This is a genomic window from Periweissella fabaria (assembly GCF_918814575.1).
Classification (GTDB): domain Bacteria; phylum Bacillota; class Bacilli; order Lactobacillales; family Lactobacillaceae; genus Periweissella; species Periweissella fabaria.
On record NZ_CAKKNS010000002.1, the window covers coordinates 175,736 to 192,491 of the forward strand.

The 16,756-nt window shown below is 34.0% G+C and carries 16 protein-coding genes; all 16 read left to right on the forward strand.

What is annotated here, in order from left to right:
* The first annotated feature begins 5 nt into the window (after positions 1 to 5).
* The gene (locus tag LQZ75_RS03845; RefSeq protein WP_230096534.1) at positions 6 to 989 is read left to right on the forward strand and encodes a glycosyltransferase family 2 protein; all 984 of its coding nucleotides are present in this window, start codon (positions 6 to 8) and stop codon (positions 987 to 989) included.
* Positions 990 to 1,002: 13 nt separating this feature from the next.
* Complete coding sequence (locus LQZ75_RS03850) at positions 1,003 to 2,115, forward strand: EpsG family protein (protein WP_230096535.1); 1,113 nt, start codon at positions 1,003 to 1,005, stop codon at positions 2,113 to 2,115.
* An 18-nt stretch (positions 2,116 to 2,133) separates the two neighbouring features.
* Entirely contained in the window at positions 2,134 to 3,192 is a 1,059-nt protein-coding gene (locus LQZ75_RS03855) for a polysaccharide pyruvyl transferase family protein (RefSeq protein WP_230096536.1), read from the forward strand.
* A gap of 1 nt (position 3,193) precedes the next feature.
* A complete protein-coding gene (locus tag LQZ75_RS03860) occupies positions 3,194 to 4,138 on the forward strand; it encodes a glycosyltransferase (RefSeq protein ID WP_230096537.1) in 945 nt (314 codons plus the stop codon).
* 42 nt (positions 4,139 to 4,180) lie between these two features.
* Complete coding sequence (locus LQZ75_RS03865; RefSeq protein ID WP_230096538.1) at positions 4,181 to 5,194, forward strand: glycosyltransferase family 2 protein; 1,014 nt, start codon at positions 4,181 to 4,183, stop codon at positions 5,192 to 5,194.
* An 18-nt stretch (positions 5,195 to 5,212) separates the two neighbouring features.
* The gene (locus tag LQZ75_RS03870) at positions 5,213 to 6,604 is read left to right on the forward strand and encodes an oligosaccharide flippase family protein (RefSeq protein ID WP_230096539.1); all 1,392 of its coding nucleotides are present in this window, start codon (positions 5,213 to 5,215) and stop codon (positions 6,602 to 6,604) included.
* A 178-nt stretch (positions 6,605 to 6,782) separates the two neighbouring features.
* Entirely contained in the window at positions 6,783 to 7,271 is a 489-nt protein-coding gene (locus LQZ75_RS03875; protein ID WP_230096540.1) for a PTS sugar transporter subunit IIA, read from the forward strand.
* Between the two features lie 14 nt (positions 7,272 to 7,285).
* Positions 7,286 to 8,794: a PTS transporter subunit EIIC gene (locus tag LQZ75_RS03880; RefSeq protein WP_230096541.1), complete on the forward strand. Its 1,509-nt coding sequence runs from the start codon at positions 7,286 to 7,288 to the stop codon at positions 8,792 to 8,794.
* Between the two features lie 30 nt (positions 8,795 to 8,824).
* On the forward strand, positions 8,825 to 10,468 hold the full coding sequence (locus LQZ75_RS03885; protein ID WP_230096542.1) for an alpha,alpha-phosphotrehalase: 1,644 nt from the start codon (positions 8,825 to 8,827) through the stop codon (positions 10,466 to 10,468).
* A gap of 199 nt (positions 10,469 to 10,667) precedes the next feature.
* Positions 10,668 to 11,240, forward strand: coding sequence for a sugar transferase (locus LQZ75_RS03890; RefSeq protein WP_432443438.1), 573 nt, complete (start codon positions 10,668 to 10,670; stop codon positions 11,238 to 11,240).
* 5 nt (positions 11,241 to 11,245) lie between these two features.
* The gene (locus LQZ75_RS03895; RefSeq protein ID WP_230096544.1) at positions 11,246 to 12,013 is read left to right on the forward strand and encodes a tyrosine-protein phosphatase; all 768 of its coding nucleotides are present in this window, start codon (positions 11,246 to 11,248) and stop codon (positions 12,011 to 12,013) included.
* Positions 12,014 to 12,025: 12 nt separating this feature from the next.
* On the forward strand, positions 12,026 to 12,973 hold the full coding sequence (locus tag LQZ75_RS03900; protein WP_230096545.1) for an LCP family glycopolymer transferase: 948 nt from the start codon (positions 12,026 to 12,028) through the stop codon (positions 12,971 to 12,973).
* Positions 12,974 to 12,993: 20 nt separating this feature from the next.
* Positions 12,994 to 13,869, forward strand: a complete 876-nt coding sequence (locus LQZ75_RS03905; protein ID WP_230096546.1) for a YveK family protein — start codon at positions 12,994 to 12,996, stop codon at positions 13,867 to 13,869.
* Positions 13,870 to 13,879: 10 nt separating this feature from the next.
* Positions 13,880 to 14,614, forward strand: a complete 735-nt coding sequence (locus tag LQZ75_RS03910; protein WP_230096547.1) for a CpsD/CapB family tyrosine-protein kinase — start codon at positions 13,880 to 13,882, stop codon at positions 14,612 to 14,614.
* A gap of 91 nt (positions 14,615 to 14,705) precedes the next feature.
* Positions 14,706 to 15,881, forward strand: a complete 1,176-nt coding sequence (gene cps2T, locus LQZ75_RS03915; RefSeq protein WP_230096548.1) for a beta 1-4 rhamnosyltransferase Cps2T — start codon at positions 14,706 to 14,708, stop codon at positions 15,879 to 15,881.
* Positions 15,882 to 16,754, forward strand: a complete 873-nt coding sequence (locus tag LQZ75_RS03920; protein ID WP_230096549.1) for a LicD family protein — start codon at positions 15,882 to 15,884, stop codon at positions 16,752 to 16,754. It begins immediately after the preceding gene.
* Positions 16,755 to 16,756: the final 2 nt, after the last annotated feature.

Consider the following 16,756-nt stretch of genomic DNA (forward strand, 5'->3'; position numbering starts at 1 on the left):
TTATTATGCCTGATGTGTCAGTGATTATACCAATTTATAATGGTATTAAATTTATTGATCAATTGATTGATAGTTTAAAGCAACAAACTTATAAAAATGTTGAGTTTATTATCGTTGATGATGGGTCAACTGATGGGACAACTGCATGTTTAAAGCAATTAGACATTGATTCTCGTTTTAAAATATTGCATAAAAAGAATGGTGGCGTATCAGCAGCCCGTAATTTTGCTATTGAGCATAGTAATGGGACATATATTATGTTTATTGATGCTGATGATATACCATTGCCAACGATGGTTGCTGCCTACTATGAAAAGATCCGCACATCAAATAATGATTTTGAATTTTTTGAGAGTCAGAAAGTTGATTTTGAAGGTACTAATCTTGGACCAATTGGTGACTACCATGATATTCAGCTAAATCGTAGTATTAATCAAAGTGAAATGTTTGAGTATATTGGTCAGCAATTTGTATTTGGATATCCATTCTTGTCAATTTCAAAAGCAGAGCTTTGGTCAACAGATGCTTTTGATCCGACAATAAAATATCAAGAAGATACTTTAGCATTAGCTAAGATTTTGGCTGAGAATGCTGATTTTACGGCAGGCTTTAATAAAGAAGTACACTACTTGTATTTACAAAATCCTGATAGTGCATTACATCAAATGCCCATTTCTGGATATATTGATATTTTAAAGGTTTCAAATTTAATTATTAATTATGCTAAACAAGCGCATATTGCAGCTGAAAGTTTAAAAATTTTAAATGGCCTTAAAATAAGTGGCTTAGTTTCAATATTGGCAGTTGCCGCTTTGACAAATGATAAGGCAACTTTTAAAGAGTATCGACCAATTTATTTACCAGAATATCGGAATACTATTTTTCCAGAACCAAAAGTTAAACTACGAAAAGCAATTCAGTATTATGCCGTGTTGTTTAATATCAAAGCAGTTTTAGTGTCGGCATATAAAAATATTTATAAAGTATAGGGATAGGTAGTTTATGGTATATCTTTTATCAGTTATTAGCTCACTTCATTTAAGTTTCGTTAAAAATAAAAAACAAGTATTATTATCATTTTTACTAGTGCTTTATTTAGCTTTTTTAGCCGGAATTGTAACGTCACCGCATTCATTTGATACATATGCATATCAATTAACTTATTCATGGACCCCAGCTTCACATAGATATGAACCGGGATATATTTATTGGTCGTATGCCTTTTATAAACTAGGTATTCCATATGTGGTTTTTCGACTTACATACTATATAAGTGCGATGTTAGTCATGTGGTGGGCAGTAAAACGTTTTGGTGGTAATTTATTAACGTACTTTAGTATTTTTGCGATTTATCCTTTTTTAGTCGAAATTACACAAGTTCGTAATTTCGGAATGATTGCGGTTGTTGCTTTAGCATTTTCGTTTATCAAAGAAACGTCTAAATGGCAATGGTTATTGGGCTTTGTAATTTTAATTATTGCATTTAATTTTCAAGCAGCGGGTCTTTTATATTTATTAGTACCATTCATTTTTATGTTGGATAGTAAATTACTTCAAAAAATAGTTGAACGTGGTTATTGGATTCTCTTAATATTAGCTACAGGTATTCATTACTTCATTCCGGTTACGATTGCTAATCGATTAGTTTTAGCAGCTTTTAATATTGTTGGTCGCAAGCAGTCAGATGCATTTGCGCACTTTGGAGCTGGAAGTTCTTTTTCAGTTGCAATTGGTTATTTTATTTTTTTAGGGATAATGATCTATGTTTGGAAATATTTCATTAATCGAACACCTGACTTGTTAACATATCGTCGCTACAAAATTCTGTATTCAGTATTAGTTATATCGGTGATTGATATCTTACTTATTACATCAGCGATTGATTTTGAACGCTATATCCGTGACGGTTTTACTTTATCATTAATTGCCTTTTCAATGTATGAACGCGATTATATCAATAATATTCGTATTAAACGTATTTTTTGGCTGCTTATGGGAATTTTGATAATTGTTGCTACAATTATTTATCGGTATTGGAACATTTCTCAAGACGGTCGTATGCAGTATTTATTATATATTACACAATTTATGCCAAATATTAATTGGCCAGTCTAAATAAGTGAGGCTCATTTTTTGAATATACAATATTTTAAAACACGATTAATTTATAAAATTCGTTTCAAATTACAACACCGATTACCGGTTAATGCAATTAAGGAACACAAAAAAGGCCCTAAAAATTATTTGCTAGGGACGATTGAGCATATGAACTATGGTGATCAAGCAATCAATATTGGTGAAAGTAAGCTATTGAATGATGTTGGGTTAGATGTTATTAATATTCCAGAATCTTTTATTGATGAGGCACTACCATTAATTAAAGCTAGTATAAAGCCAAATGATGTTATTTATTGCCATGGTGGTGGTAATATGGGCGACGTTTGGCCAGAACAAGAAGTCTGGCGACAAAAAATTTTTAAGGCTTTTCCTGATAATAATATAGTTGTTTTTCCACAGTCGGTTAATTACAAAGAAAAATCGACATTATTAAAAGCAACAATTGAAGTTGCTAAATCTAATAAGGACTTGACTATCTTATTACGTGATAAATTTTCCTATCAATTCGTTAAAGATAATTTTCCAGAGAATGTTAACGTTCAATTAGTACCCGACATTGTAATGACATTGGATAAGTCTAACAGTAAGATTGAACGAAAAACAAAAGTTACGGCATTTTTAAGGCGCGATATTGAAAAATTAACAGATACAAGAATTGAAGTTCTTTTGAAAAAGTTGCAGTCTAAGTATGCGATAGAATATAGCGATACTGTATCAGATAATTGGTTTTATATTAATGAAAATAATCGTGAATCTTTTCTTGATGCTAAATTGGTTGAATTTCAAAGTTCTAGAATGATTATTAGTGATCGGCTACACGGGATGGTTTTTGCAGCCATTACAAAAACACCCGCAATTATTTTTGATAATAACAATCATAAAATTAAAAATTTATATAATACTTGGTTACGAGATTCGAAGTATATTAAATTTGTAGATACTTCGACGACTGAAAATGAAATCGATGAAATATTGCAGCAACTTGAGAAAAATCAAATTTTTAAACTTGAACAAACTGAATTTAAAAATAAAATCATTGCAGCCATTCCAACATTGGAAAGAAGTATCAAATAATATGAATAAGCCAAGTATTTCAATAATTATACCAATCTATAATGTTGCTGAATTCTTATCTCAAGCAATTGAATCAGTGATTAAGCAAACTTATACAAATCTCGAAATTTTACTAATTGATGATGGATCAACTGATAATTCTGGCAAAATTGCTGAATCCTTTGCCCAGCAAGATGCCCGAATTAAAGTCTTTCATAAAAAAAATGGTGGTTTATCTGATTCCCGTAATTTTGGTTTAAAGCGAGCAACAGGGGAATATATTTATTTCTTTGATTCAGATGATGTGTTGAATCTGAACTTTATGAGTACTGCAATGCAAGATCTTACGCGAACAGGTGCAGAGATATTTAGCGGAAATTACTGTTTAATAGATGAACAAAACAGAGCAAGCTCGATTGGTCGTAAACGTGGGGCAAGTGATGAAGTACTTACCGGAGTTGATAGTTTAACATTGTTACTTGAAAATTATATGGATAGTTATGTCTGGCAATTTGTCTTCAAACGAAGTATTTTAACGGAAATACCATTTAAATTTGAGAATATGTTGTACGAAGATTTAGTAGCTACTCCACAATTATTAATTCGTGCAAATAAAGTTGTTTTTAATAGTCAGCCACTCTATCAGTATCGGATTCGGCAAACATCAATTGTGCATAGTACTTCTTTGAGAAAGTTAAATGACTTACAAGTGGGCGTTGAATATTTCACTGCTTTTATGCGGGATAGGCTACAAGCATCAACGACTGATCTTAATAAATGGCGTTTTCCCTTATTATTAACCTTATACGTTGGCTTTATTAAGTTTCGTAAAGATATCACTTCAACCCAGTTAAAAGACCTCAAACGTGATATTATGGCCGCAAAAAAAGATGTAACAAATATTTCAAATATTGAAAAATTAAAATTTTATCTAATCAAATTTAATTTAATTAAATTTGTAAGATAAAATTTTTCTACTTTAAAAAAGAATTTATAGAGGTAAGATTTGATGCAAACTGAAGTTTCCTCACCGTTCTATCAACAACCATTAGTGTCAATTGTGGTACCTATTTATAATGTTAACAAATTTCTCAAACCAGCTTTGGCAAGTGTTCAAGCCCAAACTTATCAGAATTTAGAAGTATTATTAATTGATGATGGTTCAACCGATGATTCGGGTGAAATTGCCGACGATTTTGCAAGTCGAGATTCACGTTTTGTTGTGCATCATGTTAAAAATGGGGGACTTTCATCCGCACGGAATGTTGGAATTAAACATGCAACCGGTGAATTTATTTATTTTTTTGATTCGGATGATCTTATCAAAGAAACTTTAATTGAAAAGGCAGTTAAATTAGCGATAAAGAATAATTGTGCAGCCGTAATCTTTGATTATGAACAAATTGATGAATCTGGAAACATTATTCCGAGTGCATATGGGCACGGTGATGTTTATCAGACGCAGCAACTTTCTAATCATGTAGTTTTAGCACATTTATTCCAACAAGATATTATCATTACAGCATGGTCATATCTTGTTAAACGTAATGTCATTACTGATAATCATATCGAATTTACGGTAGGCCGCCTGCATGAGGATATGAATACAACCCCATTGGTATTGTGGTATGCTGACAATATTGGTGTTTTAAATGAACGTTTATATCAATATCGGGTTCGGCAAGGATCAATTATGAAAGATTTGAAACCGAAAAATTTGATTGATTCCGTTTGGATGCTTAAACAAATTGAAAATTTTTTGAAACAAAATAATCTGCTTAATGAACAAAAGAATAAATTTGCTTGGCTAGTCCATCAGACTCTCCTACCATATGTTTTCAACATCTCAGATAAATTCTTACGTGAAAATCCAACAACTAAAAAGGATTATTTTTACTTGTTAGAAAGTGCCTATCAAGAAATTGAAATTGACAGTCGCACAATGCGTAAATTAAAATTATCAAAAATACCCGGTGTGAGTGGCTTAAAGCGTTGTTTAAAGCACCAATCAAGTATTTTCTAATTAGAAAAGGACGACAATATGTTTTCGAACAGTGTAAAGCGGTTATTTAGTAACTCGCTAATTTTTTCAATTGGAACATTGGGAACTAAAGTAATTGGCTTCTTGATGGTTCCTTTCTACACGTATTTTTTAACAAAAGGGCAGTTTGGGGTTGTTGATTTAATATCAACAACCGTCGCAATGCTAACTCCGGTTGTCACTTTAAGTGTTTTTGATGCGATTTTTCGCTTTACAATGGATAAGAATTTTGAGAATAAAATTTTATTCTCAAACGGGCTAGTTATTACGCTGCTAGGTAGTCTTATTACCTTGATAGTTGGTGGAATTGCCCAAGGGGTAGGCTACCAATATGGAATTTTATTAGCAATTTTATTAGTGCTAAGTGTTGTCAATTCATTTTTGCAATATTTTGTGCGGGGAATTGGCTATGTAAAGTTATTTGCTGTTACTGGAATTGTTGGGACGTCATTATCAGCGATATTGAATATTTTATTCATCTGGTATTTTAAGTTAGGTACTAACGGATACCTATATGGGATGGTTGGCGCCCAATTAGGGTCTTTAATATTAATCGTAGCAGTTATTAAGCCGTGGCAATATGTTGACTTTAATTTAGTATCAACGGCTAATGCGCTTAAATTACTACGTTATAGTGTGCCAATGATTCCCAATGCTTTTGCATGGTGGTTTACCAATGATGCCAATCGTTTCTTTATTTTGTTTTTCTTAGGCGCATCAGCTAATGGTATTTACGCAGTTGCTAATAAAATTCCGTCAATTTTAACAATTTTCTTTACGGTCTTTAACCAGGCATGGCAAATTTCAGCTGTTGATGAATTTGAATCTGAAAATAATTCAACGTTCTATAGCATGGTTTTTAATAATTTGATTCATTTTTCTTTTCTAGTGATGGCTGGATTATTATTGATTTTAAAACCATTAATGCACGTTTTAGTTGCTCCAAGCTTTTATTCAGCCTGGGAATTTGTACCATTTTTGATGTTAGCGATGATTTTTTCAAATTTATCAGGGTTCTTAGGGAGCACGTATATTGCTGCTAAAATGACAACGAAGTTATTTTCAACGACGATTTATGGAATGTTGACTAATATTGCTTTTAATGCATTATTAATCCCATTAATTGGGCTAAATGGAGCTGGATTAGGAAGTGCTCTAGGTTTCCTAGCGGTAATGATTATTCGATTGAAGCAAACAAAAGCATTTGTCACAATAAATGTGAATTGGGTGCCTTTGACGATCCATTTAATCATGACAGCCTTGATGTATGCAACTTTGCACATTGAAAATCAGTTTTTGATGTTTAGTTTGTTAATTGTCTTTTTTGGAATTACAGTCGCTTTAGCTGGAAAAGATGTCTTCGTATTTTTAAAGCGTCGTAAAATCAGTTAAGTAGTAAAATAAAAATAAAAAGCAGCTTGGAGAATAAAATCTTCCAAGCTGTTTTTTAGTCTATTAAAAAAATATTCAATTCCAAAATGTAAACGCTTGCAAAAAATAAAAAAGATGTTATATTAAGTATATAAAAGTTGTACGTACAAGTTAATAGACATTATTTAGGAGAATTATTATGTTTGGAATTGGAAAGAAAAAAGCACAGTTGATTGAAGATACTAAGTTATACGCTCCCATAGATGGTCAAATAATTGAATTAGCTTCCGTTTCAGATCCGGTTTTTGCTAAGAAGATGATGGGGGAAGGTTTTGCGATCACACCAACTGGAAGCCAAGTAGTGTCTCCGGTTGCGGCGACGGTCACAATGATTGAAGGGCATGCAATCGGATTGAAACGTGCGGATGGCTTAGAAGTTTTAGTCCATTTAGGCCTTGATACAGTGACACTAAATGGAGCGCCATTCAACGCACTTGTTAAGGCTGGCGATGTTGTTGAAGGGGGCACGCCCGTCATAGAAGTTGATTGGGAAGCCGTTAAGGATGCGGGGTTAGAAACAACAACGATGATTGTATTTACAAATACTAATGACGTATTAGCAGATTTTGATGTTCAATACCAAGTGGTAACGGCCGGTGAACAAATCGGTAGTGCAACTGTTAAATAAAAGGGGAATGGCTAATGGCAGATTACAAAGAACTTGCAAGTAACATTATTGAAAATGTTGGTGGTGCGGGTAATGTGGATAAAGTAATTCACTGCATCACACGGTTACGGTTTTACTTAAAGGATGAAAAGAAAGCTAATGATGCGGCCTTTGAAGATATGGCTGGGGTCGCTGGATCACTATACAATAAAGGATTAGGTCAATACCAAGTTGTAATTGGCCCAGCTGTGGCTGATGTCTACGATGAAGTTGTTGCTCAATTAGGTGATCGGGTTGTCGATGTGGAAGCGACTGAGAATGCGACCGCTGAAGCTGAAGGTGTAAACAATAACAAACCGACTAATTTATTTGGTTGGCTTGCATATGGCTTTAAAGTTTTGATTGGGACAATTACGGGTTCAATGATCCCTGTAATTGGGTTATTAGCCGCTGGGGGGATGTTGAATGGGTTCTTGACGATTTTATCAGATCCAAAATTACTTGGTTGGGTATCACCAACATCAACAACCTTTACATTAGTTCAATCAATGGCAATGGCACCATTCTACTTCTTACCAGTTTTAGTTGGATTCACCGCAGCCCAACACATGAAGTCAGATCCGTTGACAGTTGCAGCCATTGGAGCGTTGCTTATTAAGCCAGAAGTTGTGGCGATTGCCACTGGTAAGGCAACTTCACATTTACTTGGTATGCCCATTAATGCCTCATTCTTTGGCTTACCAATAACTGTCCCTAACTACGCCTACACAATTTTTCCAATTATTTTTGCGGCATGGTTAGCTCGTCCGGTTGGTAACTTCTTCAAAAAACACTTACCAGTTGCTATCCGCTCAATTTTCCAACCATTATTTACTATCTTTATCGTTGGTTCAGTGGTGCTTGTTATTATGGGACCAGTGATTACATTACTTTCATCAGGAATTTCAGTGGCGGTTAATGCCTTGATTAACTGGAATTACGCTTTATCAGGTTTAATTATTGGTGGTTTGTACCAAGTGCTTGTTATCTTCGGGTTACACTGGATGGTTGTGCCTTTGATTGCGAATGAAATCGCCCAACAAGGCCAATCACCATTAAATGCATTAGTTAATTTCACAATGATTGCCCAAGGGGCTGGAGCACTTGCAGTCTTCTTTAAAACTAAGAATGCTAACCTTAAAGGACTTGCCGGAGCAGGTACCTTATCAGCCTTTGCTGGAATTACCGAACCTGCGATGTATGGAATTAACTTGAAATATGGGAAAGTTTTCTGGACAGCCAATATCGGTGGGGCCGTTGGTGGTTTGATTGCTGGTCTCTTCCACCTACACATGTACGGATTTACTGGTTCACTAGTTGGTTTCCCATCATTTGCATCATCAAAAGATAACCCTCATAACTTATTGATTTTCGTTATCGCATCAATTGCAACTATCGTAGTTGGTTTCTTATGCACTTACTTCTTTGGTTTTAGTGATAAAGACCTTGATAAGAAAACGAAAACCGTTGCTAAGAAAAATGTCTTTAAAGACGCTGTCCAATAATGTTCACATTGCATGAGGAGAATATAGAATATGTTAGATTTAACCAAACAAGTTGTATATCAAACTTATCCAAAGTCGTTTAAAGACTCAAATGGTGATGGGGTTGGAGATTTACCAGGAATTATTGAAAAATTACCTTATTTAGCTGAATTAGGAATTGATTTTATCTGGCTCAATCCATTTTACCCATCACCACAAAATGATAATGGCTATGATATTAGTGATTATTGTGCAGTGGATCCCTTATTTGGGACGATGGCTGATTTTGAACACTTGGTTAACGAAGCGGCAAAACTAAATATCAAGGTCATTATTGATATGGTTTTTAACCACGTTTCAACTGAGCATGTCTGGTTTCAAAAGGCGCTAGCAGGGGATAAACAGTACCAAGATTACTTTTTATTACGCCAACGTCAAGCTGATGGTAGTCATCCTAACCACTGGCAATCAAAGTTTGGTGGTTCAGCGTGGGCGCCATTTGGCGATACAGAATATGATTTTCTACATTTATATGACCCAACACAAGCTGACTTAAACTGGCGTAATCCAGCCGTGGTTGCCGAACTCAAGCATGTTTTGGATTTCTGGCTAGCTAAGGGTGTCCGGGGCTTCCGCTTTGATGTGATTAACGTAATTGGTAAGGATCCAGAATTACTTGATTCACCAGCGGGGACCAATGAAAAGTTAATGTATACGGATAAACCTATTGTGCATGATTACATTCGTGAATTAAACGAAGCAACATTTGGTAAGTATGCAGATGTGATTACCGTTGGGGAATTGAGTTCAACAACGATTGAAAACGCTAATCTATATACGCGTCCTGATCGCCATGAACTATCAATGTCATTTAGCTTTCACCACTTAAAAGTTGATTACGAAAATGGTGAAAAATGGACTAATATACCATATGACTTTGAAGCTTTACGCACATTGTTACATCAATGGGGTACAGGAATGGCAGCTGGTGGGGGGATGCCAGCGTGGTTTTGGAATAATCATGATCAACCACGCGGTTTGAATCGGTTTATCTTAAATCCCCAATATTACAGCCAAGGAGCACGTTTACTAGCAATGGTAGTGCACTTGAATCGCGGGGTGCCATATATATACATGGGTGAAGAAATTGGGATGCGTGATCCAGAATTTACTAGTATCGAGCAATATAATGATGTTGAAGCGCATAATGCGTATAAGATGTTGCTAACGCAAGGTAAATCTGTTGCCGAAGCATTTGCAATTGTTAAGACGAAAGCCCGTGATAATGCACGGACGCCAATGCAATGGGATACATCCGCTCACGCTGGCTTTACTACGGGGACACCATGGTTGGGATTAGCTGATTATACAGATATCAATGTCGCAACTGAATTGGCAAAGCCTAATAACTTGTATACGTTCTATCAAAAGTTGATTCAGCTACGTAAAACACAAGCTACTATTGCTGATGGCAGCTATCAGGTAGTTTATACCACGATACCAGAAGTATTTGCTTTCATTCGCGAAATAAATGAAGAAAAAATATTGATGGTTGCTCACTTTGGTGAAAAACCAACGGTAATTGATCTTGGTGAATTTAGTGATGGTGAATTACTGATTAGTAGTTATGAAAAAGTCCGTTTAGAACAGGATTATGCACTACGGCCATATGAAGCATTAGCGATTAGGATTTAATAATAGAAGGTATGTTAGGAGTTAATTAAGCTCTTAACATATCTTTTTTATTTTGAATAAATACATATTAAAACTTAATACGTTATTTATTTTTCTTGAATTTAGTGATAAAGTTATAAATGTTAATTTTTTAAAATATTCATAAGAAATAAGTAATTGTAAGGATGAGATGTTTATGTATATCAAAATAGGAAAGAGAATGGCGGATACTTTATTCGCAGTTATTTTATTAATTTTAACTTCGCCAATTTTACTAATTACGGCATTAGCTATTAAGCTTAACTCACCAGGTCCAATTATTTTTCGGCAACAACGAGCAGGATTAAATTCACAACCATTTGAATTGTATAAATTCAGATCAATGAAGATTGAAACACCGGAAGTTGCCTCAAATGATTTAAATGGTATGGATTACAATACATCAGTAGGTAAATTTATTCGTAAGCTATCAATCGATGAATTACCGCAATTATTTAACGTTTTAAAAGGTGATATGAGTGTAATTGGTCCACGGCCGGTAATTTTGAAGGAAACACATTTGATCGGATTACGGCAGCAAAAACATGCTGATGGTGTTAAGCCAGGAATAACGGGCTTAGCGCAAATTAATGGTCGTGATGATATGGATGATGATACTAAGGCTGACTGGGATGAAAATTATGTTAAAAATCTTACTATGAATTTAGACATTAAGATTTTTATTAAAACAATTATTTCAGTTATTAAGCGTGACGGAATCGTTGAAGAAAAAATAAAAGATGAGGTACGGTAGAAAGAATGATTGATATACATAGTCATTTGCTTCCAGGTATTGATGATGGTAGTCAAAACTGGGAAACATCATTAGATCTCGCTCGTCAAGCTGTCAATGACGGTATTGAAGTTGCCTTGATGACGCCACATCATCGTAATGGTAGATATGATAATCCAGCAGAACAGGTAACTAAGTTAACAGATGAATTTCAAATATTATTAACAGAAAATAATATTCCTTTGAAAGTATTTCCATCACAAGAAGTTAGAATCAATAGTGAGATACTAGCTGATTTAAAGGCTGGTGAAATTCTTGGTACCGATGAAGCTGCCAAATATTTTTTACTAGAGTTTCCAGACAATTCAGTTCCAAGCTTCACGAATGATTTAGTATTTCGAATTTTGCAAACCGGAGTTACGCCAATTATTGTCCATCCAGAACGGAATACCGCATTGATGGCCCGTCCAGAGGAATTGTTTGAACTAATTAATCAGGGGGCAATCTCACAAATAACTGCTAGCAGTTTAGTTGGAACTTTTGGTAAATCTGTTCAAGCCTTTACGCAAGATATCATAAAAAATGGTTTGACGCATTTAATTGCATCGGATGCCCATCATTTACCTGGACGTAAGTACGAAATGACAGCCGCCTTTAATGCTTTAGAAAATTTAATTGATCACCGCCATGTCCGTGCTTTCAAGCATAATGCCAAAGCAGTTGTGAATGGCGATTCTATTATACGCTTTGATGAAACATTAATAAGAAAGCGGAAACTCTTTTCAAAATATTAAAAGGAAGAAATTATGAGAAATTCTAGAAAAAATCATAAACACCATACAAAGCATAAGGCATTAAAAATTATCGCCATCTTAATGGTTTTAGTTGTCGTGGCAGCGGGATCAGTCTTTGCCATTTATTACCATAATGCGCGTAGTTTATTTGAAACTAGTTATGCCCCATCACATGGTAAAAAACTCCGTAATAGTGATTCGTTAGTTGATAATAAGAAACCGATATCAATCCTACTACTAGGTACTGATACTGGTGCTTTGGGGCGTGATTACAAGGGACGGACTGATAGTATGATGGTGCTAACTTTAAACCCAATCAAGCAATTAACAACCATCACTAGTATTGCCCGTGATACCCGGACTGATATCGCCGGTTATCCAGAGTTTAGTCCATCTAAGATTAATGCAGCTTATGCCTATGGCTCAGCAGGAACAGCAATGACAACGGTCCAAAATTTAATTGGTAATCCAATTGATTTCTATGTGTTAATTAATATGGGGGGGCTTGAAAAGGTAATTAATGAAGTTGGAGGAGTTGATGTTATGTCACCATTAACATTTAACTTTGCGGGATATTCCTTTATAAAGGGACAAACATATCATATGGATGGAAATAAAGCATTAGAATTTTCACGGATGCGGCATGAAGATCCGCAAGGTGATTATGGTCGTCAAAATCGACAACGATTAGTCCTTATGGCCCTTATCGATGAACTTAAAAAGCCATCAAATCTTGCCGATACTAAATTGTTAAGCATGTTTACTAAGAATGTACGAACTGATTTACAGTTTAATCAATTACAGGACTTAATTATTAATTATCGTGATGCTTCAAAAACAGTTACACAAGATCATATGCAAGGTAATGGCCAGATGATTAATGGACAATCATTTGAAGTTGTTCCAACAGCAGAAAAAAATCGTGTTTCAGCAGAAATTGCTAAGGCACTAGAACAATAGATTGAGGAAATATCAACAAAATGGAAAATGTTATTGATTTACAGAAATTGTGGAAGTTATTTAGAAAAGGATGGTTGTTAATATTTATATTAGCAATTCTTTTTGGAGGGTTATCTTTTTTCGTTAGTAAGTTTGTATTAAATAAAGAATATGCATCTACAGTATCTTTACTTGTTAATCGTGTTGATAATAATAATAATATTGGTGCCCAATATGGTGCTCAACAAGCAGACGTTCAGTTAATTAGTACTTATAAAAATATTATCACTCAACCTATTATTTTGAATAATGTTGCTAAAAATTTATCAACAAACCAGAAAATTATTGTGTCACCTGCAAAAGAACCAGAATACGGTCGTAATCGTTTTGGTGAAAAAATCATATTAAAAGAGGGAAAGTCAGCTGTATATCGTTATCAGCCAGCTAAATATAAAATTGATGCTAGTACTTTAGCAAAATCAATTAGTATTACAAGTGATGTAAATTCACAGGTTTTTAACATTACTGTTAAAAATAAAAATTCTCAAGAAGCAGCTGATATTGCTAATGAGATAGCCAAAGTATTTAAAAATAAGATTGTAAAATTAATGAGTGTGAAAAATGTATCAATTGTATCAAAAGCATTAGTAAATAATAAACCAATATCTCCAAATATGAAATTAATTACATTATTGGGTTTTGTTTTTGGTGCCATTATAGGATTTATGATTTTAGTTGTTAGGGAAATTACAGATAGATCAGTTAAGTCAATTGATTTTTATACGAATGATTTAAATATAAATGATTTAGGTACGCTTTTCATGGTAGAGAAGGTTCCAACATATCGAGAGTATATTCAAGAAAATTTGGATAAAAAAATTATGAATGACAAAAAGATGCATCGTCGCAGAGTATAAAGAGGAAATTATGAATTTATTTAATAAACGCAAAAAATTAAAAAAGGTTGATAAGTATACACAAAAATTTGGGACACGACTAGTTAATTTTGTAGATTCCAAGAGTGTTGCAGCCGAACAAGTTCGAATGATCAAAACAAATATTGAATTTGCGTCTGTTGCTCGTGAAAAAATGAAATCTATAATTGTAACATCTCCAGAAATGTCAGATGGAAAGTCAATGGTTAGCGCAAATCTTGCAACAGCATGGGCACAATCAGGTAAAAAAGTATTGTTTATTGATGTAGATTTACGACGTCCAACTTTACACGCAACTTTTGATTTTGAAAATATTCAGGGCTTGACTAACTTCTTGTCAGGACAGACAAGTTTAGAAAATGTAATTAAAGAAACAGCTATAGATAATTTAAGTGTTATTACCAGTGGGCCAATTCCACCAAATCCAGTTGAGTTGCTTGGTAGTAAGAAAATGGCTGATTTTTTAAATGCTGTTGAAGATATGTATGATATCGTTATTTTAGATACTCCACCAGTTACTTTGGTAGCTGATACTCAGATTTTAGCTACCAAAGTGGATGGAGTGGTTATTGTTGTTAAATATGGTAAAACAACAAAGTTAGCTTTAAAGAGAACTGTTGAGTTAATAAAGCATGTAGAAGGATCAATTTTAGGGATTGTTACGCGTACAGAGCCCAAAGAAAGTGTTGGCTATGGCTATGGCTATGGCTATGGTGATATTAAATAGAATTAATAAATTAGATTATGATTTGAAGATTAGGGAGTGGAAGATAAGTATATGATATATAAACAGTTTGTAAATGGGGTAAATGTACAATATGACTAAAAATGTTTTTATTGTTGGGTCTCGAGGTATACCAGCAAAGTATGGTGGATTTGAGACCTTTGCTCAAGAACTCGTTGAAAACAGAGAAAGCACAGAAATTAAATATTTTGTGGCTAGTCAAAGAAAAAACAGTACTCCTATTATAGAAGAACCTACTTTTGAGTATCATGGTGCAACTGTATTCCAAATTGATGTAGGTGAATTTGGTCCTACCACACCAATTATGTATGACATAAAATCCATTTTATGGGTCATTAAATATGTTAAAAAACATTCAATTCAGGGATCAATAATCTATATTTTAGGGAATACTATTGGACCATTATTACAATTTTTTGTACCAACCTTTAGAAAATTAGATATTCAGGTATTCGTTAATCCTGATGGATTAGAATGGAAACGAGCGAAATGGATTAAACCAATCCGTACTTATTTAAAAGTGGCTGAGTCAAGTATGGTTAAAACGGCAGACTTAATTGTTTCTGATAATCCTGGTATTGAAGATTATTTACGAAAGGTTTACGTTGACGTTGATTTCACGTCAAAATATATTGCTTATGGTGTAAAGAAACCCAAAGTGGGGAGTGATTCACTTCACCGTAAAAGATTAGATTGGTTACAATTACATAATATAAGTGAAAATGATTATTATTTGGTTGTTGGTAGATTTATACCTGAAAATAATTATGAAACAATTTTAAAAGAATTCATACGTTCTAATACAAATAAAAAACTCGTTATTATAACACGCCCTGAAGGTAAATTTTTTAATGATTTAAAAAATAAGACTGACTTTGAACGAGATCCAAGAATCATATTTGCGGGTACTGTCTATGATCCCGAATTGTTATCTTCTATCCGGACGTACGCCTATGCATATATTCATGGACATTCAGTAGGTGGTACCAATCCTAGTTTATTGGAAGCACTCAGTACAACAAAATTAAATTTACTATACGACGTTAATTTTAATCATTATGTCGGACAGGACTCGTCATTGTATTGGACGTTGCAAGACTTTAGTTTGGCTCATTTAATTGAAACTGCAGATAAATTGAATAGTGACCAAATCAATGAGTATCATCATCTAGCTCAGAAACGTGTGGAAACTGAATATGATTGGAAAAAGATTAGTCAACAATACGAAACTTTGTTTTTGGAGAGATGAATGATGGATAGTAAGATACTTAAAGACGCTTTAAAGGATACTAGTCAATTACCACTCCTTCAAAAAAGTCAAGTTACTCTAATGGCTAGTATGATTGAGTTTTTTCAAAAAAATAAGTTAACCTATTTTGTAACTGGCGGTACAGTACTAGGAACTAAATATTATCAAGGATTTATACCATATGATGATGATGTTGATATTGCAATGCCTCGAAAAGATTTTAAAATATTTTTAGACATGGTAAAGAAACAAAAATTTCAATTGGAAAACGATGATATCTGCTATAACGTGAAGCATTTTTCTATGGATGATAAATTTAAATATACTATCGCGCGCGTGGAAAATTTAAATTATGATGTGATTGACATCATGGATTTAAAGAATCAATCAGCTCACCCGTCAATTGATATCGCACCAATTGATGGATCACCTAATAATCGCTGGGTACGTAAACTTTTTTTTAATAAATTGTATGTCCTCCGTGGTTTACTAACGATTACTTACGCCGATACGATTAATCCGATTCGTCGTCAGACTATGATTCATAAATTCCAAACAGAGATAGCGCAACTAGTGAGTCATTTTTTGCGCTTAAATCCAACGAAAATAAAGCAAAAAATTGAGAAAACTCTCTCTCGCTATGATATGGATAAAAGTAATTATAGTGGTACTTATATGGGTACTTATCGAGAAAAGGAAATGATACCAAGTTATGTCTGGGGAAATGGCTCCAAAGGGATATTTAATGATATTACTGTTAACTTACCTCAATATTCTGATGAGTACGTGATGAAGTTATATGGTGGATTTCGATACTACGCAGACGAAGAGTTATTAAAGGACAGGCATTATATTATTAAGGAGAAAATTTGATT